The sequence below is a fragment of the Pseudomonas oryzagri genome (assembly GCF_020831405.1).
Lineage (GTDB): Bacteria > Pseudomonadota > Gammaproteobacteria > Pseudomonadales > Pseudomonadaceae > Geopseudomonas > Geopseudomonas oryzagri.
The window spans coordinates 1-21,401 of sequence record NZ_JAJHPU010000045.1; the positions used below are offsets into that span (position 1 = coordinate 1).

General features: G+C 65.4%; 20 protein-coding genes. 8 read left to right on the top strand and 12 right to left on the bottom strand.

Features of this window, described 5'->3' with window-relative positions; genetic code table 11:
* Positions 1 to 225 precede the first annotated feature (225 nt).
* The 3 genes from LMJ29_RS19810 (at position 226) to LMJ29_RS19820 (ending at position 4,724) form a co-directional block, all read left to right on the top strand.
* The gene (locus LMJ29_RS19810; protein WP_229607256.1) at positions 226 to 2,496 is read left to right on the top strand and encodes a fatty acid cis/trans isomerase; all 2,271 of its coding nucleotides are present in this window, start codon (positions 226 to 228) and stop codon (positions 2,494 to 2,496) included.
* A 166-nt stretch (positions 2,497 to 2,662) separates the two neighbouring features.
* Complete coding sequence (gene nfuA / locus LMJ29_RS19815) at positions 2,663 to 3,247, top strand: Fe-S biogenesis protein NfuA (RefSeq protein WP_229607257.1); 585 nt, start codon at positions 2,663 to 2,665, stop codon at positions 3,245 to 3,247.
* A gap of 163 nt (positions 3,248 to 3,410) precedes the next feature.
* Positions 3,411 to 4,724, top strand: coding sequence for a sigma-54 dependent transcriptional regulator (locus LMJ29_RS19820; protein WP_229607258.1), 1,314 nt, complete (start codon positions 3,411 to 3,413; stop codon positions 4,722 to 4,724).
* Positions 4,725 to 4,774: 50 nt separating this feature from the next.
* Here the strand turns inward: LMJ29_RS19820 and LMJ29_RS19825 are convergent, their stop codons facing one another.
* The 6 genes from LMJ29_RS19825 to LMJ29_RS19850 all read right to left on the bottom strand — a co-directional run bounded on the left by LMJ29_RS19825 (position 4,775) and on the right by LMJ29_RS19850 (position 10,071).
* On the bottom strand, positions 4,775 to 6,031 hold the full coding sequence (locus tag LMJ29_RS19825) for a hypothetical protein (RefSeq protein ID WP_229607259.1): 1,257 nt from the start codon (positions 6,029 to 6,031) through the stop codon (positions 4,775 to 4,777).
* Positions 6,032 to 6,071: 40 nt separating this feature from the next.
* Positions 6,072 to 6,806 carry a hypothetical protein gene (locus LMJ29_RS19830; RefSeq protein WP_229607260.1) on the bottom strand — a complete coding sequence of 245 codons (735 nt, stop codon included), beginning with the start codon at positions 6,804 to 6,806 and terminating at the stop codon, positions 6,072 to 6,074.
* A 57-nt stretch (positions 6,807 to 6,863) separates the two neighbouring features.
* Positions 6,864 to 7,544: a C39 family peptidase gene (locus LMJ29_RS19835; protein ID WP_229607261.1), complete on the bottom strand. Its 681-nt coding sequence runs from the start codon at positions 7,542 to 7,544 to the stop codon at positions 6,864 to 6,866.
* 69 nt (positions 7,545 to 7,613) lie between these two features.
* On the bottom strand, positions 7,614 to 8,978 hold the full coding sequence (locus tag LMJ29_RS19840; protein ID WP_229607262.1) for a hypothetical protein: 1,365 nt from the start codon (positions 8,976 to 8,978) through the stop codon (positions 7,614 to 7,616).
* A 54-nt stretch (positions 8,979 to 9,032) separates the two neighbouring features.
* Positions 9,033 to 9,611 (bottom strand): adhesin, encoded by a 579-nt coding sequence (locus LMJ29_RS19845; protein WP_229607263.1) that lies wholly within the window; start codon positions 9,609 to 9,611, stop codon positions 9,033 to 9,035.
* Between the two features lies 1 nt (position 9,612).
* Positions 9,613 to 10,071, bottom strand: a complete 459-nt coding sequence (locus tag LMJ29_RS19850; protein WP_229607264.1) for a hypothetical protein — start codon at positions 10,069 to 10,071, stop codon at positions 9,613 to 9,615.
* A gap of 354 nt (positions 10,072 to 10,425) precedes the next feature.
* Between LMJ29_RS19850 and LMJ29_RS19855 the strand changes: the two genes are divergently transcribed.
* A complete protein-coding gene (locus LMJ29_RS19855) occupies positions 10,426 to 10,902 on the top strand; it encodes a DUF3429 domain-containing protein (RefSeq protein ID WP_229607265.1) in 477 nt (158 codons plus the stop codon).
* A gap of 73 nt (positions 10,903 to 10,975) precedes the next feature.
* On the opposite strand, the gene LMJ29_RS19860 is transcribed toward LMJ29_RS19855, so the two are convergent.
* Positions 10,976 to 11,578 carry a hypothetical protein gene (locus LMJ29_RS19860; RefSeq protein WP_229607266.1) on the bottom strand — a complete coding sequence of 201 codons (603 nt, stop codon included), beginning with the start codon at positions 11,576 to 11,578 and terminating at the stop codon, positions 10,976 to 10,978.
* Between the two features lie 319 nt (positions 11,579 to 11,897).
* Between LMJ29_RS19860 and LMJ29_RS19865 the strand changes: the two genes are divergently transcribed.
* Both LMJ29_RS19865 and LMJ29_RS19870 read left to right on the top strand, forming a co-directional pair.
* Entirely contained in the window at positions 11,898 to 12,731 is an 834-nt protein-coding gene (locus LMJ29_RS19865) for an undecaprenyl-diphosphate phosphatase (protein WP_229607267.1), read from the top strand.
* An 18-nt stretch (positions 12,732 to 12,749) separates the two neighbouring features.
* On the top strand, positions 12,750 to 13,451 hold the full coding sequence (locus tag LMJ29_RS19870) for a DUF1294 domain-containing protein (protein WP_229607268.1): 702 nt from the start codon (positions 12,750 to 12,752) through the stop codon (positions 13,449 to 13,451).
* A 66-nt stretch (positions 13,452 to 13,517) separates the two neighbouring features.
* On the opposite strand, the gene LMJ29_RS19875 is transcribed toward LMJ29_RS19870, so the two are convergent.
* On the bottom strand, positions 13,518 to 15,107 hold the full coding sequence (locus LMJ29_RS19875) for an ABC-F family ATPase (protein WP_229607269.1): 1,590 nt from the start codon (positions 15,105 to 15,107) through the stop codon (positions 13,518 to 13,520).
* 181 nt (positions 15,108 to 15,288) lie between these two features.
* On the opposite strand from LMJ29_RS19875, the gene LMJ29_RS19880 reads away from it, so the two are divergent.
* The gene (locus LMJ29_RS19880) at positions 15,289 to 16,437 is read left to right on the top strand and encodes a PilT/PilU family type 4a pilus ATPase (protein WP_229607270.1); all 1,149 of its coding nucleotides are present in this window, start codon (positions 15,289 to 15,291) and stop codon (positions 16,435 to 16,437) included.
* 77 nt (positions 16,438 to 16,514) lie between these two features.
* Here LMJ29_RS19880 and LMJ29_RS19885 read toward each other — a convergent pair whose 3' ends face one another.
* The 4 genes from LMJ29_RS19885 to xthA all read right to left on the bottom strand — a co-directional run bounded on the left by LMJ29_RS19885 (position 16,515) and on the right by xthA (position 20,321).
* Entirely contained in the window at positions 16,515 to 16,793 is a 279-nt protein-coding gene (locus LMJ29_RS19885; protein ID WP_229607271.1) for a peptidylprolyl isomerase, read from the bottom strand.
* Between the two features lie 77 nt (positions 16,794 to 16,870).
* Positions 16,871 to 17,848: a TerC family protein gene (locus LMJ29_RS19890; RefSeq protein ID WP_229607272.1), complete on the bottom strand. Its 978-nt coding sequence runs from the start codon at positions 17,846 to 17,848 to the stop codon at positions 16,871 to 16,873.
* Between the two features lie 198 nt (positions 17,849 to 18,046).
* The gene (locus LMJ29_RS19895; RefSeq protein WP_229607273.1) at positions 18,047 to 19,408 is read right to left on the bottom strand and encodes a phosphate ABC transporter substrate-binding/OmpA family protein; all 1,362 of its coding nucleotides are present in this window, start codon (positions 19,406 to 19,408) and stop codon (positions 18,047 to 18,049) included.
* A gap of 100 nt (positions 19,409 to 19,508) precedes the next feature.
* A complete protein-coding gene (xthA, locus tag LMJ29_RS19900) occupies positions 19,509 to 20,321 on the bottom strand; it encodes an exodeoxyribonuclease III (protein WP_229607274.1) in 813 nt (270 codons plus the stop codon).
* Between the two features lie 217 nt (positions 20,322 to 20,538).
* On the opposite strand from xthA, the gene tpx reads away from it, so the two are divergent.
* Entirely contained in the window at positions 20,539 to 21,066 is a 528-nt protein-coding gene (gene tpx / locus LMJ29_RS19905; RefSeq protein ID WP_229607275.1) for a thiol peroxidase, read from the top strand.
* Positions 21,067 to 21,401 lie beyond the last annotated feature (335 nt).

Below are 21,401 nucleotides of genomic sequence, written 5' to 3' on the forward strand. Positions count from 1 at the left end.
AATTTGTGACAGCTCTGGCAGCTCGATCAGCGCTGGATGGCGGTTGTGTATAACGCCGAGCGCTCCGCGTGGGAGCCCGAGGCCCTGGACGCTCTGCGTCCATCGACCGCGGGAGCGGCCGGCGATGCGTGCCCACGCGGAGCGTGGGCACGATCATGAGCCGCTACTGGCCCCGCGCCAGCGGGCAAGTGGGTAGAATCATCCATCCCTGCCACGGACAGCCCCATGCTCAACATCTTCCTGCTGCTGGCCAGCGCCCTGGTCAGCCTGTCGCTGTCCGCTTCCCCGTTGTCCTTCACCCGCGATGTGCAGCCGATCCTCACCCAGAAATGCGTGGCCTGCCATGCCTGCTACGACGCGCCCTGCCAGCTCAATCTCGGCAGCGGCGAGGGCATCCAGCGCGGCGCCTCCAGGGTATCGGTCTACAACGGCGCGCGTACCCAGGCGCAAGCGACCACGCGGCTGTTCGTCGATGCGCGGGATGAGGCCGGCTGGCGCGCACGCGGCTTCCATTCGGTGCTTGGCGGCGGCGATGCCGCGCTGGTGGCGCGCATGCTGGAGCTGGGGCGCCGGCATGCGCCGCTGCCGGGCGCGAAGCTGGCGGAGGATCTGGATATCGGCATCAACCGGGCCAACCAGTGCCCGCAGCCCGAGCAGTTCGAGGCCTTCGCCGCCAAGAATCCCGGCGCCGGCATGCCCTTCGCGGTCAGCGGCCTCACCGACGACGAGTACGCCACCCTGCGCCAGTGGCTGGCCGAGGGGGCGACCCTGGATGGCCAGCCGCCGCAGGCCAATGCCTCCGAGGCGGCGCAGATCGCCAGCTGGGAGGCACTGCTCAACCGTCCCGGCGCGCGCGAGCAACTGGTGGCGCGCTGGCTGTACGAGCACCTGTTCCTCGCCCACCTGTACTTCGACAAGGGCGCCAGCGGCCGGTTCTTCGAACTGGTGCGCTCGCGCCGGCCTAGCGGCGAACCGGTGGACGTGATCGCCACGCGGCGCCCCAACGACGATCCGGGCACCGCCGTCTTCTACCGGTTGCGGCCGATCCAGGGGGTGATCGTCCACAAGACCCACATCACCTACGCGCTCACCCCGCGCAAGCTCAAGCGGGTCGAGGACTTGTTCTTCGCCGGCGACTGGGCCGCGGACGAGCTGCCCGGCTACGGTCCGCAACGCCGCGCCAATCCGTTCGAGACCTTCGCCGCCATCCCGGCGCGGGCGCGCTACCAGTTCATGCTGGACGACGCGGAGTACTTCGTGCGCACCTTCATCCGCGGCCCGGTCTGCCGCGGACAGATCGCCACCGACGTGATCCGCGACCAGTTCTGGACGCTGTTCCAGGATCCCGGTCACGATCTGTACGTCACCGATGCCGCCTACCGCGAGCGGGTGACGCCGCTGCTGACGCTACCGGGGCTGCACGACGACCTGGCGCAGCTGCCGCTGCTCTGGCGTGCCTACCTGAGCAAGCGCAACGCCTATGCGGCGGAGCGCCGCGCCGCCTATGCCCAGGCGCCGCGGCCCAGTTGGTCGCACATCTGGGCGGGCAACGACGACGCGCTGCTGACGGTGTTCCGCCAGCACGACAGCGCCTCGGTCAGCAAGGGGCTGATCGGCGCGGTGCCGCAGACCCTGTGGTGGATGGACTATCCGCTGCTGGAGCGCACCTACTACGCCCTGGTGGTCAATTTCGACGTGTTCGGCAACGTCTCCCACCAGGCGCAGACCCGTCTGTATTTCGACCTGATCCGCAACGGCGCCGAGCAGAACTTCCTGCGCCTGATGCCGGCCGCAGAGCGCGAGGCGCTGCTCGACGACTGGTATCAGTACAGCGGCAAGCTCAAGCTGTGGCTGAACTACGCGGCCATCGACCAGCAGACGCCCAGCGGCCTGCACCTGCCGGAGGGCGATGCCAAGGGCGCCTTCGCCGCCCGCCTGCTGGAGCGCTACGGCACCCTCAACGCCCGGCCCGACCCGTTCAACCGCTGCGCGGAATGGCGCTGCTACCGGCCCGGCGTCAGCACCAACGTGCAGCAGATCGACCAGCGCCTGAGCAGCTTGGCGGCCAGGCCGCTGGCGGTGCTGCCGGTCATCGAGTTCCTGCCGGAGGCGACGCTGCTGCGCGTCGAGCTGGATGGCGGCGGCCGCGAGGTGTACAGCCTGCTGCGCAACCGCGCGCACAGCAATGTGGCGTTCATGATCGGCGAGTCGCTGCGCTACCAGGCGGAGAAGGACACCCTGACCCTCTACCCGGAGGTGCTGACCAGCTACCCGAACTTCCTGTTCAGCCTGCGCGAGGGCGAGGTCAACGCCTTCGTCGCCTCGCTGCAGCAGGCGCGCAGCGCCGCCGACTTCGAGCACATCGTGCAGCGCTGGGGCGTGCGGCGCAGCGACCCGCGCTTCTGGAGCCTGTTCCACGACCTCGCCGCGCATATCCGCGAGCACGAGCCGGTGGAGGCGGGAGTGCTGGACATGAATCGTTATCAGAACCTGTAGCGATCCCTCTCGCGGCGCTCCGCGCCAGGAGCGGGAAGCACCGCGCGCCGCGGAACCATTCGGGCAGGAATCGGGTCAGTTTGGTGGGGTATTCCTACCAAAATGCTAGGACTTTATCCGCGCCCACGCATCGCGTACACTGCGCCCATCTTTGCGAGGAGTTCCCATGAGCGCCATCACCTTCACCGAAGCGGCCCAGGCCTACCTGGCCGATCTGCTCGAGAAGCAGAACACCCCGGGCATCGGCATCCGCGTGTTCATCACCCAGCCGGGCACCCAGTACGCCGAGACTTGCATCGCCTATTGCAAGCCGCACGAGCAGAAGCCCGAGGACACCGCCCTGGCGCTGAAGGCCTTCACCGCCTGGCTCGACGCGGTCAGCGTGCCCTTCCTCGAGGACGCCGTGGTCGACTACGCCACCGACCGCATGGGTGGCCAGCTGACCATCAAGGCACCGAACGCCAAGGTGCCGATGGTCAATGAGGATAGCCCGCTGACCGAGCGCATCAACTACTACCTGCAGACCGAGATCAACCCCGGCCTCGCCAGCCACGGCGGCATGGTCAGCCTGGTCGACATCGACGACGGCGGCGTGGCCATCCTGCGCTTCGGCGGCGGCTGCCAGGGCTGCGGCATGGTCGACACCACCCTCAAGGACGGCGTCGAGAAGACCCTCATGGAGCGCATCCCCGAGCTCAAGGGCGTGCGCGACGTGACCGACCATACCAACAAGGAAAATGCCTACTATTGAGGCATATTCCTCCTCGTTCGACGAATTACCAGGGGAGTCTCGCCTCCCTTGGTAATTTCGCATATCACGAAACCATCTAAGTTATCCGCCTCGCCTTTGCTAGTTTCATTTCTGCAGCGCCAATGTCTCCTTGGAGAGTATTAGCGAATGACCAGGATGGAACATGCACATTCAAAGGCTTCGTCGGTTGCTCGTCGTCGATTGCGCGGATGAATTCTCCTCGCTTGTTTTCAGGCTTCGCCAGGCCGGTTGGGAAGTAGTTGTCAGTACGCTCGACGAGGCATTCAAGCAGCCGGCGGAAGTTGGCCTGATTCATCTCGGGCCTTATCGGGATGACTTCACGGCGCCGAGCCAACTGGTTGGCCGGCATCCCGCGCTGTGGATCGCGGTGGTATCGCCGGGGGATCTGCTGAACAGCAACCTCGGTCCCTTCATCGGCGAGTGGTTCCACGACTATCACACCCTGCCGCTCAATCTCGATCTGTTGCAAGGCGTTCTCGGCCATGCCCTGGGCATTGCCATGCTGCGCCGGCCCGTGCGACTCGGCGCCGAGGATGGCCAGTTGCTGGGCAGTACGCCGGCGATGTGCGAGCTGCGCACGCTGCTCGCCAAGCTGGGGCCCACCGAGTCGCCGGTGCTGATCCGTGGCGAAAGCGGAACCGGCAAGGAATTGGTGGCCCAGGCGTTGCACCGTCTGTCGCGCCGCGCCAGCGAGCCGTTCATGGCGATCAATTGCGGTGCCATCCCCGAGCATTTGATCCAGTCGGAGCTTTTCGGCCATGAGAAGGGCGCATTCACCGGCGCCCACCAGCGCAAGATCGGGCGGATCGAGGCGGTGGATGGCGGCACCCTGTTTCTCGACGAGATCGGCGATCTGCCCTTGGATCTGCAGTCCAACCTGCTGCGCTTCCTGCAGGAGGGGCAGATCGAGCGGGTTGGCGGCAGCCAGCCGATCCGGGTGAACGTCCGCGTGCTGGCGGCCACTCACGTCGACCTGGAACAGGCGGTGGAGCGGGGCGCTTTCCGCCTGGATCTTTATTACCGTCTGAACGTCCTGCAGGTGTACACCAGTCCGCTGCGCGAGCGCCTGGCCGATGTGCCGGAGCTGGCCCGGCACTTCGCCCGCCTGTACGCCCCCGAGGTCAATCGGCGGCCGCGGCCGTTCAGCGAAGCGGCGCTGTGGACGATGTGCGAGCACGACTGGCCGGGTAACGTGCGCGAGCTGGCCAATCGGGTGCGGCGCGGCCTAGTGCTGGCCGAGGGGCAGCTGATCGAGGCCGAGGATCTGGGCTTTGCGCGAACGGATGTGGCGCTGCGGACCGACTACAGCCTCGAGGATTACAAGCTCAAGGCCGAGCGGCAGGCCCTGAGCGACGTGCTGCTGCAGTACTCGCAGAATCTCAGCCGGGCGGCGAAGGCCCTTGGCGTCTCGCGTCCCACCTTCTATCGCCTGCTCAACAAGCACGGCATCCGTTGAATGCGCGCGCCGGCCTGCCGCCGGGCCCGGGCCGGCAGGCGGTACGGGCCTCAGAAGTAGTAGGGGAACTTGAGGCTGAAGGAGAAATCCGGGGCGTCCGGGGTCAGGCCGACCGACAGGTTGGGCACCATGGTCAGCTTGTCGCTCAGCGCGAAGGTCATGCCGATGTTGAAATAGGCGGCGTTGGCGTCGCTGCTGGCGACCGTCTGCCAAGAGCTGCCGTCGGGCTTGATGCGGCTTTTCTGGCTGATCAGCTGCGAGTAGGAGAAGGACAGGCTCATGCGCTCGTTGAGGGCGAAGGCGGTGCCCAGGCCGTACTGGAACCAGTCGCCGAGCTTGACCTTGCCGCCGAGCTTGGTTCCCTGCTGGGCGCTGATGTCGTCGAAGGATTCCTCGAGGTTGTGGGTATAGGACAGGTTGCCGAAGAGGACGGCCGGATCGACGGTCTTGACCAGCGAGATGCCCGGCGTGATCGACCACACGCCGTTGCCGGTGGGCAGCTCCTCGGGCACGGTGAGGTTGTCGTTCTCCGCCGAGGGGACCAGCTTGATGCCGTAGGGCTCCTGGCCGGTGGGCGCCTTGACCCGCAGGCTGAACACCGCATCCGGCCAGCCGGGGCTTTCGTCATGGAACTTGTAGGCCACCCCGGCGCTGACATCGCCGAGGGTCGGTTCGCGGTCGACGGTTTCCGAGGAAATCTGCGAGGTGGAGCCCCCGGCGCCGGCCGACTCGTAGGTGGTTTCGCGATAGTTGATCGGCGCGTTGAGGTCGAACTGCCAGCGGTTGCCCACGTTGTAGCGGCCGGTCAGGTCGAGGGTGAAGTTGTCGGACTCGATCTGGTCGACGCCGATATTGCCCAGGAAGATGGCATCCAGGGCGAGGAAGCCGTTGAGGAACATCTGCCGGGTATCGTAGTGGCTGTAGGTCAGGCCGGTTTCCACGCTGAACCTGCCTTCGCCGAAGAAGCCGCTGGCCTTGTCGTAGATGTCCTCGACACTGCGCGACGGCGTGTTGTCCTCGCGCAGGCTTTCGCCGTAGCCGCTCGCGCCTTTCGAGGTGGCTGTCGCAGGCGCGGCGGGGGAGCGGGCGAGGCGCTGGGGCTGGGGAGTGGCGGGTTGCGCCTCCACCTCGCGCACCCGCTGCTCCAGCACCATCAGGGCCTTCTGCTGCGCTTCGTAGCGCTGGCGCAATTCGCGCAGTTCCTGCTGCAGTGCGGCGAGTTCTTCGTCGGTGGCCGCCTGCAGGAAGGGGGCCGGCAGCAAGGCAGCGATCCCCAGGGCAATGGACAGCGAGCGAGAGCGTGGCATGGGGCAGTCCCTGTCTTTTCGAATACGGGGTCAGAATAGTTCAATACCCTGCGGGTCGTAGGGCACCCACCTGGCCCAGGTTGATCTGTACCTGGTCGCTGCTCAGGCTGCGCTCGCGCAGCACCACCTCAAGCGCGGTCACGTTGCTCACGGCGTTGCGCGAGCCACCGATATTGGTGTGCTGCTGCAGGCCGCCGTTGCCCAGGTTCTGCACGCTAGAGCCCTGGCCCGCCGCCTGGATCGCGATCTGCAGGCCGCCGCCGCTGGGGCTGATGCGCACGCTGCCGGCACTGGTCATGCTTTCGATGGCGCCGGTGAGGGGTTGCCCTCCGCCGTTCGTCGCCGACGCGGCCTCCCCCCGACGGACGGTGATGGTGAGGTCGTTGCTGGCGCGGTTGAAGTCGCCCGCCGCGCGAACGCTCTGGCTCACGCCATCGACCAGCGCCAGTCCTTCGCCGCCGATGACCTGGCCGTTACCGGCGGCCGGCGGGGGCTGCTCGCCCTGGCGGGTCACGATCGAGGCGGTGAATTGGGGCTCGAACATGCCTTCGCTCATTTGCATGCCGACCCGGCCGCCGAGGACCTGACCCTGGGCATTCTCCCATTGGCTGCTCATGGTTACGCCGAAATGGACGATGAGCCCCGGCATGACGAAGCGGCCGCGCAGCTGCGCAAGCTCCTCGTCGCTTACCTCGATGGGCTGGAGCGGGTCGCTGGCGTGCGCCGGAATACCGGCGGCGAGGCAGCAGGCCACCAGCAGTACCTGAAGTTTCATGTGGACCTCCGCAGGCTTTCTGTCCAGGCCCTTGCAGCTGGCCTGGAGTAGTCGCTGTCAGAAGAAGTCGCTCTGGATGAAGCCATGCTCCATCAGCTCGGCGTCCTTGACCGGATGGAAGCCGTTCAGCCGATTCCTGGCCGTCAGGGGCTCGGGAGGGCTGAGCAGGGCATTGGTCCGGTCGTACTCGGGGCCGATCACGGCGAACACGATGCCGTTCCAGCCGTTGGTGAATTCTTCGAGGGGGTAGCGTTTGTGGCCGAGAACCGGGTCGCCGATATAGGCGTAGCCGTTTCCCGTTCTCTGCAGGACCACGAAGTGCTTGTAGCCGCGCACCTCCTGCAGAACGATGACCGGCACCTTGAGTCGGGCGAGCCCCTCGGCAGACACCCGATAGCCGCGGGCGCGCATGCCCAGGCTCTCGATGTAGCGCTTCATGTCGAGCATGGAAAAGCCCTGGTTGCGGACCAGCTCGTGATCGGCGCCGATCAGCATGCCGTTGATCACGAACGTCTCGTCTACATCCAGGCGATAGGCCTGGCGCAGGATGGTGGCCAGGGCGGCCGCGCCACAACTGAAGTCGGTTTTCTGCTCGACCAGATTGCTGAAGCGCCGTTCGCGGATGCTCTCGACCTGCTTGAATGCAAGCGTGCCTCCCGGCAGTACGGCAAAGGGGGTTTGCGCGGCTGACAGGACGCCGCTCGCGCAGCACAGCAAACAGAAGATGGCCAGGCGCATGGCAGGCACTCTCTCGACCAGGAGGGGGAGCCCTGCTGGGCAGGGCTCCCGTTGGATGGCGACTATGGGTTATTCACTGCAGGCATCGCAGCCCACAGCGATACTCATGGTGTTCATCTGCTGGTTGCTGGTGCCGGCAGCGATGTTGACACCCATGTTGCCGCTGGCGCCGTTGAGTGCGTCAGACAGGCTGACGGTGTTGGTCACCGGGGTGAGGAAGGTATAGCCCTCCGTCAAGGTCACGCTGGTTGCCAGGCTGGTATTTTCCACCTCCTCGATATCCCGGTTGGCGGTGCGGCTCTCGCTGGTGTCTTCGCTGGCAGAGGCGCTGGCCTCCTCGCTGGTGCTGGTGTCGGAGGAGAAGTCGGCGCTCCACTCGCGGGACTCGTCGCGCGTCGAGCTGGACTCCTTGTCTACGTTCGCGGTGACGTCGAGGGAGCTTGACGACTCGCGGGCCGAACTCCTCGAGGCATCGACGGTGACGCCGACATCGAGCTCGGCATCGAGGCTGCTGCTGGAAGTGCGCTCGACGCTGTCGTCGTCCCGATCGACGCCGCTGAAGGTGCTGGTGTCGAGACTGGCGCTGGCACTGGCATCGATATCCAGGCTAGCGCTCGACTCCGAGGAAGAGCTGTGGGACTTGTCCACGGTAACCGACTTGTCCAGCGACGCGCTGTAGGTCTTCGACGAGGACCTCGACGAGTCGTAGCTGGCGCTGGCCGAGGCCGTGGTGCTGCTCGACGAGTCGCTTGCAGACTCGGTCGCAGTGCTTGCGTTGTAGGTCGAGTCGCCCGAGTCGTCCAGTGTGTAATTTCTGCTGGAGTCCCTGGTGGTTTCGGTGGTCGTCTCATAAACGGCACTGGTGGCACGGTTGTCGACCGTGTTGCCGCTCATGTTCTGTTCGCCACCACCCTCGGCGCTGACTTCCCAGCCCCGGGCCGTGGCGATCGCCAGAGCGTTCCCCTGTTGATTGAGGTCGCCGGCGGCCATGTTGAGGCCGACGTTGCCGGATGCGTCGTTGCCAAAACCGCTGGCATCGATGCCATTGACATTGGAAACCTGGGCCACGCTACCGTCGTTGTCCTGGTCGATGGTGATCGCGGCGGTTGCCGTGCCGAAGACGAAGTCCTCGTCGGCGGTAGCGATTACCACATCGTTGCCCTGCTGGTTCAGGCTCCCGGCTGCGAAGTTGGCGCCGACGTTGCCGTCGTTGCCCTCGAGGGAGTCGGAAAGCTCGACGGTGTTCTCCGTGCCCTCGTTGGACACGGTGTTGTCGCCGCCCACGTACTGGTCGCGGCTAACCGATGCGGTAGCATCGCCAGCCCGGCGATCCAGCAAGGGATCGTCATCGTCCCCGTTTTGGGCCTGGACCGCGAGCGCCATTGCCGCAGCAATGGCGAACACTAGCGGTTTCAGGGTCGTTGATACTTTCATGGTGGTTCTCCTTGCATATATGCAGCACACGTTGGGCATGCATCGGGTAACGCGTCATTCCATTACCCTGATGCTGACGGTGTTCGCCGTCCTGTTGCCCACCCCAGCACTCTGGTTCAGCTGAACTACACCACCGCTCCCGGCGAAAGCCTGCCTGTCGATGGCGACGGCACGCTCACCCGGGCCAGATTCATCTGCACCTGAGTTCTTCGAAGACACCACGACCTGTTGCGCAAGGATGCTGTCATCCACGCTTTGCGCCGCAGAACTGATGCTCACTCGAAATGAATTGATCTGTTGAGTGCCGGCGCCTGCCGACTGATTGACGCCCAGAACTCCGGAACCGCTGCTGAAGGCGCTGCCGCCAATGCGTGCCTGCGCGTTCAAGGATTTGTCGACACCGTTCAGTTCCTGGTACTGGCGAAACCGGGTGGTGGCACTGGCGCTCGCGCCAATCGCCAGGGCGCGCCCGTTGATCTGTTGCTGTTGGCTGCCGGCCGCCTGGTTGACCGACAGCGCGCCCTGGTAGCTGGCGCCGCTGTTGGTGATCAGCGCCTGGTTCTCGACCAGTGCGGGTTCGGCCAGGGCCAGCAGGGGCGCGCTCAGCACGGCGAGCAGACTGATGCGATGCATGTCAGCGATCTCCCGAGAGCATTTTCAGGGGCGCCAGGCCTTGCTGGAGGCTGCGATTGACCTGGTTGGAAATGCCGGATCCGGCACTGCCCGCACGCCCGGCGCTCATGCCCGGCAGGCCCTGAGCCGCGCTCGCGCCGGAAGTCCCCAGGCCGGGAAGCTGGCCGTCGGGCAGGATCTGGCGTTGCAGCCCCGATCCGCTGGTGACCCGGGCGAAGTCGCTGTCGCTCAGCTCGAAGGTGTTCACGGCGCGATCGACGGCCGGGGAGGTGTTGGCGTTCGCCGTACGTGGGTTGGGGGCGGGTGCGAGGACCGGGCGGGTAGCGGTCTGGGGTTGGACCGGACGGGTCAGGACGATGATCCCATCGTCCGCCCGGGAGGCGGGGGCCATTCCGTAACCCAGCGATACCAGCAAGATGAACGACAGCGTGCGAGCGAACGTTGAAGCGTTTCGATCCATGGCGGCGGTTCCTGCGTAATGCAGACCTGGTTGCGTGGCGGGTCTATCGCAGGAGCCGTGCCAACTTTTTATATTTCAATTAAATCAATACGTTGCAGTTTTTGAAGAGTTGCCCGCCCTGGAAACTGTCAAATCCGTAAGACACATGAACGGAGTTGTTCGGTGACTGGAGCAGCAAATCCGCGGCTTGCAGGGCAAACGGGGCTGTAGCACGCCTGAGACACGCCACCCGCGAAACAGCCGTGAAACAGCGCGAGCGAAGTATTTAAAGGCCGCGCTCTGTATCATGCATGCAACACCTACTCATCGATGCAACACCGCAGGAACGCCATGCGCCGGACGCAAGGAGAAAACATGCGCCCCTTCACCGATACCCGTCCACCGCATCTGGCCCGGCTGCTCGGTCTGTGCGGCCTCATCCCGTTCATGAGCGCGGCACTGAGCGTCTGGGTAATCCCGGGCGGCTGGCAGCCGCTGGTGGTGGCCTCGCTGCTCAGCTATTCGGCGGTGATCCTCGCCTTCCTGGGGGCGATCCACTGGGGGCTGGCGATGCGCGGCGAACAGGACGACGTGCGTGCGCAGATGCAGTTGGGCTGGTCGGTGATTCCGCCGCTGCTCGGCTGGGCGGTGGTGTCGCTGGCGTCCTTCGGCCTGCCGGCGGCCCTGGCCATTCCGCTGTTCGTGCTGGCCTTCATCGGCATGGACATGGCCGATCTGCGCGCGGTGCGCCTGGGGTTGGCGCCGATCTGGTACCGGCCCCTGCGCAAGCCGCTGACCGTCGCTGTGGTCCTCAGCCTGCTGGTCGCCTGGGTCGGAGTGGTGGTGGGCTGAGCGAGGTGGCTTGCCTGATGGCTTCACCGGGGCGATTTCGGCGCCCAAGGCGCCGAAACTGCGTTGCAAGGCACTAGCAGGTCAGCTGGTCGGCCTGGCGGTACAGCATCAGCAGCTTGCGGGTCACCGTCTGCTGCAGGTCGTTGCGCTCGAACGCCGACAGGTGTGGCAATTGGGTCAGCTGCAGGCGGTGCAGGTGCAGATAGGGCATGCGCTGATCGAACTCGCGCAGGTCGCCCTTGACCAGCACCGGCAGGAACACGTCGCCGCTTTCCTTCAACTTGCTGATGATCTGGGCCAGGGCGCCCTTGAACGGGCGGGCCTGGAGCAGCTCGCCCTTGGGACCCAGGCGGGCCAGCAGCAGGCCCTTGTGGTTCTGGAATTGCCCGGGCAGCACGCACAGACCGGTCTTGCGCACCGAAAGGGGCGAGATGTGGTTCAGGGTGTCATGGAAGGCGTAGGGGTTGGGCAGCACCACCATCTTGCGACCGATCTCGGTCGGGAAGTGCAGGCCGTAGTTGGTGTACAGCTGGCTCACCGATTCGGAGTAGACGCATAGTCGGTTCTCGAACAGGCGGATGAAGCGCTCCGCCAGATCCCGCTTCTCCAGTTGATCCAGATCCCAGATCAGGTCCGGGTTCGGCTTATTGCTCAGGTCGACTTCCTGGAAGCTCATGCGTGCACTCGTTACAGCTGGGCAGTGGGGGGCGTCTCGTCCCGGTACCGTACGGATCGGGAGGGGCGGACGGCAGGGAGTATGCGCAATCAAAATGATATTTCACCAGCCGTCTTCGCCAGATTTGCGATCAAAGTCGTTCCTTTGTGCACCCAAGGAAGCAGCGGTATGCGTGGCTGATCCCGATCAAGACGCTTTGCCGCGGGACCTGCAGCCGACTGTCGGCTCTGATAGGATGCCGGCCGGCCGCCCGGGGTCGGGCTGGCACGAGTTCGAAGGGCATAAAGGCGCGCATGGCGCGCGTGACGGGAGTGATTTCATGGAATTGTGGACCGCCATTCAGGCGCTGATTCTGGGCATCGTCGAGGGACTGACCGAGTTCCTGCCGATCTCCAGCACCGGTCACCAGATCATCGTGGCCGACCTGCTCGGCTTCGGCGGCGACCGCGCCAAGGCGTTCAACATCATCATCCAGCTCGGTGCGATCCTCGCCGTGGTCTGGCAGTTCCGCCAGCGGATCTTCGACGTGGTGCTCGGCCTGCCGCGCGAGCGCGCGGCGCAGAAGTTCACCATCAACCTGCTGATCGCCTTCTTCCCGGCGGTGATTCTCGGCGTGGCCTTCGCCGACCTGATCGAGCACTGGCTGTTCAACCCCATCACCGTGGCCAGCGCGCTGGTGATCGGCGGCCTGGTCATGCTGTGGGCCGAGAAGCGCCAGCATGCCATCGAGGTGCATGCGGTGGACGACATGAGCTGGAAGCACGCCCTGAAGATCGGCTGCGCGCAGTGCCTGGCGATGATTCCCGGCACCTCGCGCTCGGCCTCGACCATCATCGGCGGCCTGATCTTCGGCCTGTCGCGCAAGGCGGCCACCGAGTTCTCGTTCTTCCTCGCCATGCCGACCATGGTCGGCGCCGCCGTGTACTCGGGCTACAAGCACCGTGCGCTGTTCGAGAGCGGCGGCGACCTGCCGGTGTTCGCCCTGGGCTTCGTGACCTCCTTCATCTTCGCCATGCTGGCCGTGCGCGCGCTGCTCAAGTTCATCGCCACCCACAGCTACGCGGTGTTCGCCTGGTATCGCATCGGTTTCGGCCTGCTGATCCTCGCCACCTGGCAGATGGGCATGATCGACTGGAGCACCGCGCAGGGCTGACGCGCGCGGGACAAGGCCATGGAACAGCGCGGCGTATTGAAAAGCTGGAACGACGACAAGGGATTCGGCTTCATCCAGCCGGAGAAGGGCGGCGAGCAGCTGTTCGCCCATATCTCGGCAATGCGCGGCGAACGTAGGCCTGCGCCCGGCGATACGCTGGTGTATGTCGCCGAGCGGGACGCGCAGGGACGATTGCGGGCAAGGCACATGCGCTTCGACGAACTGAGCCTCGATCGTCCCACCATCCGCCGCAAGCCCCGGCCAGTGGCCGCCAGTGCCGAGCCGCAAGCGCGCCGGGAGCGGGCCGGTTCACCCGCCATACGCAATCTGCCGCTCAAGCTGGCGCTGTTCGCCGGGCTCTGTGCTCTGCCCTTGGCCGGCGGCTGGCGGATGTTGCAGGTCTCGGGCTTCGCCTGGCCGCTGATCGGCTATGGGCTGCTCAGCATGATCAGCTTCTTTCAGTACCAGGCGGACAAGAACAGTGCCGAGACCGGGCGCTGGCGGACGCCGGAAAGCTCCCTGCATGCCGTCGAGTTGCTCGGCGGCTGGCCCGGCGCGCTGCTGGCGCAGCAGGCGTTCCGCCACAAGACGCGCAAGGTTTCGTATCAGCTGGTGTTCTGGGCAATCGTCGGGTTGCACCAGGCGTTCTGGATCGACTGGCTGCTGCTGGGCGGACGCTTCATCCGGCAATTGCTGCCGCAGCTGGCCGCCTTCCTTTAATGCACAAGGGGCGCATGGCGCCCCTTGCAATCACCGGCAAGTGCCGCCCGAGCGGGCGGCGCGGTTTCAGGCAGCGACGCCCTGGCTGCGCAGGTAGTCGTCGTAGGTGCCGCTGAAGTCGGTCACGCCGTTTTCCGACAGCTCGATGATGCGGGTGGCCAGCGAGGAGACGAACTCGCGGTCGTGGCTGACGAAGATCAGCGTGCCCGGATAGTTCTCCAGCGCCAGGTTGAGCGCCTCGATGGATTCCATGTCGAGGTGGTTGGTCGGCTCGTCCATCACCAGCACGTTGGGCTTCTTAAGGATCAGCTTGCCGAACAGCATGCGGCCCTGCTCGCCACCGGAGATCACCTTCACCGACTTCTTGATCTCGTCGTTGGAAAACAGCATGCGACCGAGGGTGCCGCGCACCAGCTGTTCGCCGCCCTGGGTCCACTGGCCCATCCAGTCGAACAGGGTGACATCGTCGGCGAAGTCGTCGGCGTGGTCCTGGGCGAAGTAGCCGACGTCGGCGCTCTCGGTCCACTTCACTTCGCCGGCCATCGGCGCCATCTCGCCGACCAGGGTGCGCAGCAGGGTGGTCTTGCCGATGCCGTTGGGGCCGATGATGGCCACGCGCTCGCCGGCCTCGATCTGCAGGTTCAGGTTCTTGAACAGCGCGGTGCCGTCGAAGCCCTGGCTGACGTGCTCGAGGGTCACCGCCTGGCGGTGCAGCTTCTTGGTCTGCTCGAAGCGGATGAACGGGCTGACGCGGCTGGACGGCTTGACCTCTTCCAGCTGGATCTTGTCGATCTGCCTGGCGCGGCTGGTGGCCTGCTTGGCCTTGGAGGCGTTGGCCGAGAAGCGGCTGACGAAGGTCTGCAGTTCGGCGATCTGCGCCTTCTTCTTGGCGTTGTCGGCCAGCAGGCGCTCGCGGGCCTGGGTCGCCGCGGTCATGTACTCGTCGTAGTTGCCCGGGAACAGGCGCAGCTCGCCGTAGTCCAGGTCAGCCATGTGGGTGCACACGCTGTTCAGAAAGTGACGGTCGTGGGAAATGATGATCATGGTGGAGTTGCGCGCGGTGAGCACGCCTTCCAGCCAGCGGATGGTGTTGATGTCCAGGTGGTTGGTCGGCTCGTCGAGCAGCAGTACGTCCGGATTGGAGAACAGCGCCTGGGCCAGCAGCACGCGCAGCTTCCAGCCGGGCGCCACGGCGCTCATCGGGCCGAAGTGCTGGTCCAGCGGGATGCCCACGCCGAGCAGCAGCTCGCCGGCACGCGACTCGGCGGTGTAGCCGTCCATCTCGGCGAACTGCACCTCGAGGTCGGCGACCTTCATGCCGTCGTCCTCGGTCATCTCCGGCAGGCTGTAGATGCGGTCGCGCTCGGCCTTGATGTTCCACAGCTCCTCGTGGCCCATGATCACCGTGTCGATCACGGTCATGTCCTCGTAGGCGAACTGGTCCTGGCGCAGCTTGCCGAGGCGCACGTTGGGCTCGAGCATCACCTGGCCGGCGGACGGCTCCAGATCGCCGCCGAGGATCTTCATGAAGGTCGACTTGCCGCAACCATTGGCGCCGATCAGGCCGTAGCGGTTGCCGTTACCGAACTTCACGGAAACGTTCTCGAACAGCGGCTTGGCGCCGAACTGCATGGTGATATTGGCGGTGGAAATCACGAGTCTGTCCTGCAGGCTGAGGGCGCGGGGGCGCAAAAAGGAGGAGATTGTAGCGTTTTACGTCACCTGCGGCAGCCCGTAGCTGGCGCCGATTCGCAATCTTCACGCAGGCTGTGACGATCCGGCACGAATGGTGCAGTATGATGGCGTTTTCAGATCAATAGGTTACGGCGGTTATCTCATGGACATCACAGCAATGCTGCGCATCCTGGCTAGCCAGGACGGGTCGGACCTCTACCTCTCCACCGGAGCACCGCCCTGCGCCAAGTTCAACGGCGTGCTGCGCGCCCTGAGCAAGGACGTGCTGCAGCCGGGCGATGTGGCGAAAATCGCCCAGGAACTGATGGATCCCGAGCAGCGGGCGGATTTCGAGCGCGATCTGGAGATGAACCTGGCGATCTCGCTGAACAACATCGGTCGCTTCCGGATCAACATCTTCAAACAGCGCAACGAGGTCTCCATCGTCGCGCGAAACATCAAGCTGGATATCCCGCGTTTCGAGGACCTCAAGCTGCCGCCGGTGCTGCTCGACGTGATCCTGGAAAAGCGCGGCCTGGTGCTGTTCGTCGGCGGCACCGGCTCGGGCAAGTCCACCTCGCTGGCTGCGTTGATTGACCACCGCAACCGCACCCACAGCGGGCACATCATCACCATCGAAGACCCGGTGGAGTACGTGCACAAGCACAAGAAGTCGATCATCAACCAGCGCGAGGTGGGCGTGGATACCCGCAGCTTCCACGCCGCGTTGAAGAACACCCTGCGTCAGGCGCCGGACGTCATCCTGATCGGCGAGATTCGCGACCGCGAGACCATGGAGCACGCCCTGGCCTTCTCCGAGACCGGCCACCTGGCGATTTCCACCCTGCACGCCAACAACGCCAACCAGGCGCTGGACCGCATCATCAACTTCTTCCCCGAGGAGCGTCGCCCGCAGCTGCTCAACGACCTCGGCAACAACATCAAGGCCTTCGTTTCCCAGCGCCTGATCAAGACCGTCGACGGCAAGCGTCGGGCCGCGGTGGAAATCCTGCTGGGCACCGCGACCATCCGCGACCTGGTCAAGCGTGGCGACTTCAACCTGATCAAGGAGGTCATGGAGAAGTCGCGACCCCTGGGCATGCAGACCTTCGACCAGGCGTTGATCGACCTGGTCCACGAAGGGGCGATCGACGAAGAAGAGGCGGTGAAGAACGCCGACTCGGCGAACAACGTGCGACTCAAGCTCAAGCTGCATCGCGATGGCGAGAACGGCCAGGCCAAGGCCGACGACACCTCGACCTGGAGCCTGGAGCCGACCATGGAAGAGGAAGAGGAGCTGCCGCAGGTCTGAAGCCTGGCCACTCGAAGACCAACGATGCCGGAGTCGACGCCAGTCGACTCCGGCATTTGCGTTTCAGCGGCGGAGTTTCAGCGGCGGAAATAGACCAGCACCAGGTGCCAGCCGAACTGGGTGCGCAGCGGACCGTGGACCTGGTTCAGCGGCTTGCGGAACACCACGTTCTCGAACGGCTTGACCATCTGCCCCGGGCGGATTTCGCCGAGGTCGCCGCCGCGCTTGCGCGAGGGGCAGAACGAATGGCGGCGGGCCAGGGTGGCGAAGTCCTCGCCCTTGGCCAGGCGTTGCTTGAGCTGCTCGGCTTCGCCGATCGTCTTGACCAGGATGTGGCGAGCCATGGCGACGGCCATCGGAGACTCCTCGGGTGATTGCAGGGGCGCGCAGTGTACCCCAAGCGCCGGCCTTTGCCTGCGCCGGCGGGCGGGGCTCAGCCCGGGCGCTGGCGGGTCCTGTACAGGGAGTACAGCACCCCGCCGGCGAGCAGGGCGAAGGTGACGCCCAGCGACAGCGCCGCCGGGATCGGCCCGAGGATCCCGGCGAGGAAGATCTTCGCGCCGATGAACACCAGCACCAGGGCCAGGGCGTATTTGAGGTAGACGAAACGGTGCAGCATCGCCGCCAGGGCGAAGTACAGGGCGCGCAGGCCGAGGACCGCGAAGATGTTCGAGGTGTAGACGATGAAGGTGTCCTGGGTGATGGCGAAGATCGCCGGGATGCTGTCCACCGCGAACAGCAGGTCGGTCAGCTCGATCATCACCAGGGCGAGCAGCAGCGGCGTGGCCTGGCGCTGTGGCTGGCCGTTGGCATCCGGCAGATGGACGAAGAAATGCGCGCCATGCAGCTCGTCGGTGACCCGCAGGCGCTGGCGCAGGAAGCGCTGTACCGCGTTGCGCGCCAGGTCCGGGGCGTCGTCGGGCGAGCTGCGCAACATGCGCACGCCGGTGCCGAGCAGGAACAGGCCGAACAGCTGGAGGATCCAGGCGAAGCTGTGGATCAACGCCGCGCCCAGGCCGATCATCAGCGCGCGCAGCACGATCACGCCGAGAATGCCCCAGAACAGCACCTGGTGCTGGTAACAGCGCGGGATGCCGAGAAAGCCGAAGATCGCCGCCATCAGGAAGATATTGTCCAGCGATAGCGACTTTTCGATCAGAAAGCCGGTATAGAACTCCAGCGCACGGTCGGCCCCCATCTGGGACCAGACCCAGACGCCGAACATCAGGGCGACGCTGATATACCCGGCGGACAGCCACAGGCTTTCCGCGATGCCGATCTCCCGCCGCTGGCGATGCAGCACGCCGAGGTCGAAGGCCAGCAGGCCGCTGACCAGCAGGAAGAAGCCGAGCCACAGGCCGGTGGCGGTGCCGAGCAGCTCGGTGTCGAGAATGGCCTGCAGCGTGCGCATGGCCCCTCCCTGCCGCATGGGTGCAGTCGGTGACACCGACATGGCGGGGTGCGACCGTCAGAGGGGCCCGGCGTCGTCAGCCTGTGCGGGAGGCCGGGTTGGCCGTTTTTCGTACAGGCCAGCCATGACCTTAGGCCTGCCGGCCGGCGGGAGCAAGCGGCAGCCGCTGCCCGGTAGCCGGGCAACGTCCATGGCGGGTCAGTAGACCCACACTTCGACGCGGCGATTCTTCTTGCGTCCGGTCTCGCTGTCGTTGGAGGCCACCGGCATGGCGTCGCCCAGGCCGCTGATGCTGCGCAGCAGCACGCCGGACTTCACCAGTTCGCGCTGCACCGCCATGGCGCGCAGCTTGGAGAGCAGTTCGGTGCGAGCGGGGTCGTTGTTGCGCGGATCGGCGAAACCGACCAGGACCACCTGGCTCATCATCTTGTTGTTGTCCTTCAGGTAGCGCACCACGCGGCGCACGTCGCGCAGGGCCTTGCTGTCCAGCTCGGCGCTACCCTCGTCGAAGCGGAAGTTGACCGCCAGACGCTGGGCATGATCGATCAGTTCGCGATAGGCCGGCGGCATCTCGCCGTTCGCCTCGACCTGCATGGCCTTGACCGTCTGGCTGACGAAGCCGTTCCTGGCGACGATCTCCTGGCCGCTCGGGCTGTGGGCGAAGCGCACCAGCGCCTGGGCCCACAGGTTGCTTTCGCTGGGCTTCATGTAGAAGAACAGGCGGCGCGACAGCGGATAGTCCTCGGTGGCCACCAGCTCGGCGGTCGGCGGCATCGGCTGCGAGTCGCCGGCGCTGATCGCCAGCGGCTTGGCCTGGCGGATGTAGGGCAGGCCGATGAAGCCGATGCCCTGCGGGTCCCTGCTCACCGCATCGGACAGCTGGTTGCTCGACTCGAAGCGCTGGGCGCCGGCGGCAAGGCTCTTGCCGTGGCTGGCCAGCACCAGCTCCTTGAAGGTGTCGAAGGTACCGGAATTGTCGTCGCGGGCGTACAGGCGGATGGCGCCGCCGCGGCCGCCGAGCTCTTCCCAGGTTTTCACCTCGCCGGCGAATACCTGGGCCAACTGCTCGACCGACAGGGATTGCAGCGGGTTGGCCGGGTGGAGGATCACCGCCAGGCCGTCGATGGCGATCACCTGCTCGCCCTCGGGGCTCTTCAGATCGCCCAGAGCGGCGAGGCTGGCGGCCTCGCTGTCCTTGATCGGTCGCGAGGAGGCGGCCAGCGCGGCGCTGCCCTGGCCGAGGGCGACGAAGCCGGTGCCCGAACCGTGGGCGGCGACCTCGATATTGACCATGCGGCCCTGGGCATCCTGACCGGTCACGCGCTGTTCGTTGAGGCCGCTGTCCTCGATGCGCACGTTGGAGAAGCCTTCCTTCTCCAGCAGGCCGCCGACCAGCGCCGGGCCGAGCTTGGCGCCGATGGTGTTGGAACCCTGGATGTGCAGGGCCGGCTGGCCGCTGGCCGGCAAGGGCAGGGCGGCGAGGGTGGTAAGGGGCGCGGTGAGGGCCAGAAGCCCGCCGAGCAGCAGGCGGGCGGTACGAGCAGGAGAGAGGCGCAGCATGGCGACAGGGAACCTTGTTGGTCAGGTCTGGGATGCCGCGCAGATTAAGTCAGTGCGATGACCGTTCTGTTACATGCCGGGCTTTCGAGTGTGAACTGGTTCACGCCAGCTCGAGCCACACCGGGGCATGGTCCGAGGGCTTGTCCATGCAGCGCACGTCGTAGTCGATGCCGGCGCTGCGCAGGCGCGGTCTGAGCCCTGCCGAGGCGAGGATCAGATCGATGCGCAGACCGCGCTTGGGTTCGTCCTCGAAGCCGCGGCTGCGATAGTCGAACCAGCTGAAGCGGTCGCATACCTCAGGGTGCAGTTCGCGGTAGCTGTCCACCAGGCCCCAGGCATGCAGGCGGGCCATCCACTCGCGCTCCTCGGGGAGGAAGCTGCACTTGCCGCTGCGCAGCCAGCGCTTGGCATTCTCCGCGCCGATGCCGATATCCAGGTCCTGCGGCGAGATATTGAAGTCGCCCATCACCACCAGGGCCTGCTCGGGGCTGAACTGCTCCTCGAGCAGGCGCTGCAGGTCGGCGTAGAACTGCGTCTTGGCCGGGAACTTGACCGCATGGTGGCGGCTTTCGCCCTGCGGGAAGTAGCCGTTGAACACCTGCAGCGGCTGACCCTGGGCATCGGTGAAGGTGGCGCCGATGAAGCGGCGCTGGGACTCCTCGCCGTCCCAGGGAAAGCCCTTGACCAGGTTCTGTGGCGCCTGACGCGACAACAGGGCGACGCCATAGTGGCCCTTCTGGCCGTGGTACTCGACGTGATAGCCGAGCGCCTTGATCTCGGCGCACGGGAACTGTTCGTCGGCCACTTTGGTTTCCTGAAGGCCGATCACGTCCGGCTGATGGCGCTCGATGAGTTCGATGAGTTGATGAGGACGTGCACGCAATCCATTGATATTGAAAGAAACTAATTTCATGAGGCGAGAGTTCCGGGACCTGAGCAGGAGCCGGCGATGCTAGCCGATCGAGGCGTTTCGAGTAACAGCGCAAAGTGCGTGGATTTGCTCTTCGGGGTGCGTGCTAGTCTTCTGGCGATAGGTGCGGGCGATCCGCAAGCCGGCACAAGAGCCGCGCAAAAGTTTGCGGCAAGCTAGATAATTTGCGTGCAACCTACTGATCTAAAAGGAGAAAGCAATGAGCCAAGTGACCCTGAAAGGCAATCCGGTGCGCGTCGACGGCAATCTGCCGCAGGTTGGCAGCCAGGCTCCGGCCTTCCGCCTGGTCGGGTCGGATCTGTCCGACCACACCCTCGCCGACTTCGCCGGCAAGCGCAAGGTGCTGAACATCTTCCCGAGCGTCGACACCCCGACCTGCGCCACTTCGGTGCGCAAGTTCAACTACGAGGCGGGCAACCTGGACAACACCGTGGTGCTGTGCATCTCCGCCGATCTGCCGTTTGCCCAGAAGCGCTTCTGCGCCAGCGAAGGTCTGGACAACGTGATCAACCTTTCCATGCAGCGTGGCCGCGAATTCCTCAAGGACTATGGCGTAGCCATCGGCGAAGGCCCGCTGGTCGGCCTGGCCGCCCGCGCGGTGGTGGTGCTCGACGAGCACGACAAGGTCCTGCACAGCCAGTTGGTCAACGAAATCGCCGACGAGCCGGATTACGAGGCAGCGGTCGTTGCCCTGGGCGGCCGGGCCCCGGAAACCAGCAACCTGTAAGTTGTCGGTCGTTCCTGGTTGCTCATCGAGCCGCGGGCAACCAGGAACGACCCGCCGTGGGGCAAGACTTCCAGCGCTACGGAGTTTGTCCCCGTCGCCGAAGCCCATCGGCTTCCCCCTTCCGGGTCTGGCGCCTGCCGCTACCACGCCCCCTCGGCAATTCCCTTCTTCTCCCGCGCCGCTCCCTCGCGGTGCCGCCGCGACGGCACTGCGCAAACCCGTTCCCGCCGTACCGCATGCGCCATCCCTGCCACTTGTCAGGGCGCGAACCGCCTGCGCGGCATGCAGCCTTTGCTCCATCAGCTAGCGTTTAAGGGCGGAGTCGCATTCAAGGA

What these genes read in the sequence shown, in the direction of transcription:
- LMJ29_RS19880 (WP_229607270.1), top strand. Translation starts at nt 15,289, where the DNA reads ATGGACATCACAGCAATGCTGCGCATCCTGGCTAGCCAGGACGGGTCG.
- LMJ29_RS19885 (WP_229607271.1), bottom strand. Translation starts at nt 16,793, where the DNA reads ATGGCCGTCGCCATGGCTCGCCACATCCTGGTCAAGACGATCGGCGAA.
- LMJ29_RS19840 (WP_229607262.1), bottom strand. Translation starts at nt 8,978, where the DNA reads ATGAAAGTATCAACGACCCTGAAACCGCTAGTGTTCGCCATTGCTGCG.
- LMJ29_RS19810 (WP_229607256.1), top strand. Translation starts at nt 226, where the DNA reads ATGCTCAACATCTTCCTGCTGCTGGCCAGCGCCCTGGTCAGCCTGTCG.
- xthA (WP_229607274.1), bottom strand. Translation starts at nt 20,321, where the DNA reads ATGAAATTAGTTTCTTTCAATATCAATGGATTGCGTGCACGTCCTCAT.
- LMJ29_RS19850 (WP_229607264.1), bottom strand. Translation starts at nt 10,071, where the DNA reads ATGGATCGAAACGCTTCAACGTTCGCTCGCACGCTGTCGTTCATCTTG.
- LMJ29_RS19845 (WP_229607263.1), bottom strand. Translation starts at nt 9,611, where the DNA reads ATGCATCGCATCAGTCTGCTCGCCGTGCTGAGCGCGCCCCTGCTGGCC.
- tpx (WP_229607275.1), top strand. Translation starts at nt 20,539, where the DNA reads ATGAGCCAAGTGACCCTGAAAGGCAATCCGGTGCGCGTCGACGGCAAT.
- LMJ29_RS19895 (WP_229607273.1), bottom strand. Translation starts at nt 19,408, where the DNA reads ATGCTGCGCCTCTCTCCTGCTCGTACCGCCCGCCTGCTGCTCGGCGGG.
- LMJ29_RS19830 (WP_229607260.1), bottom strand. Translation starts at nt 6,806, where the DNA reads ATGAAACTTCAGGTACTGCTGGTGGCCTGCTGCCTCGCCGCCGGTATT.
- LMJ29_RS19870 (WP_229607268.1), top strand. Translation starts at nt 12,750, where the DNA reads ATGGAACAGCGCGGCGTATTGAAAAGCTGGAACGACGACAAGGGATTC.
- LMJ29_RS19890 (WP_229607272.1), bottom strand. Translation starts at nt 17,848, where the DNA reads ATGCGCACGCTGCAGGCCATTCTCGACACCGAGCTGCTCGGCACCGCC.
- LMJ29_RS19855 (WP_229607265.1), top strand. Translation starts at nt 10,426, where the DNA reads ATGCGCCCCTTCACCGATACCCGTCCACCGCATCTGGCCCGGCTGCTC.
- nfuA (WP_229607257.1), top strand. Translation starts at nt 2,663, where the DNA reads ATGAGCGCCATCACCTTCACCGAAGCGGCCCAGGCCTACCTGGCCGAT.
- LMJ29_RS19865 (WP_229607267.1), top strand. Translation starts at nt 11,898, where the DNA reads ATGGAATTGTGGACCGCCATTCAGGCGCTGATTCTGGGCATCGTCGAG.
- LMJ29_RS19835 (WP_229607261.1), bottom strand. Translation starts at nt 7,544, where the DNA reads ATGCGCCTGGCCATCTTCTGTTTGCTGTGCTGCGCGAGCGGCGTCCTG.
- LMJ29_RS19825 (WP_229607259.1), bottom strand. Translation starts at nt 6,031, where the DNA reads ATGCCACGCTCTCGCTCGCTGTCCATTGCCCTGGGGATCGCTGCCTTG.
- LMJ29_RS19860 (WP_229607266.1), bottom strand. Translation starts at nt 11,578, where the DNA reads ATGAGCTTCCAGGAAGTCGACCTGAGCAATAAGCCGAACCCGGACCTG.
- LMJ29_RS19820 (WP_229607258.1), top strand. Translation starts at nt 3,411, where the DNA reads ATGCACATTCAAAGGCTTCGTCGGTTGCTCGTCGTCGATTGCGCGGAT.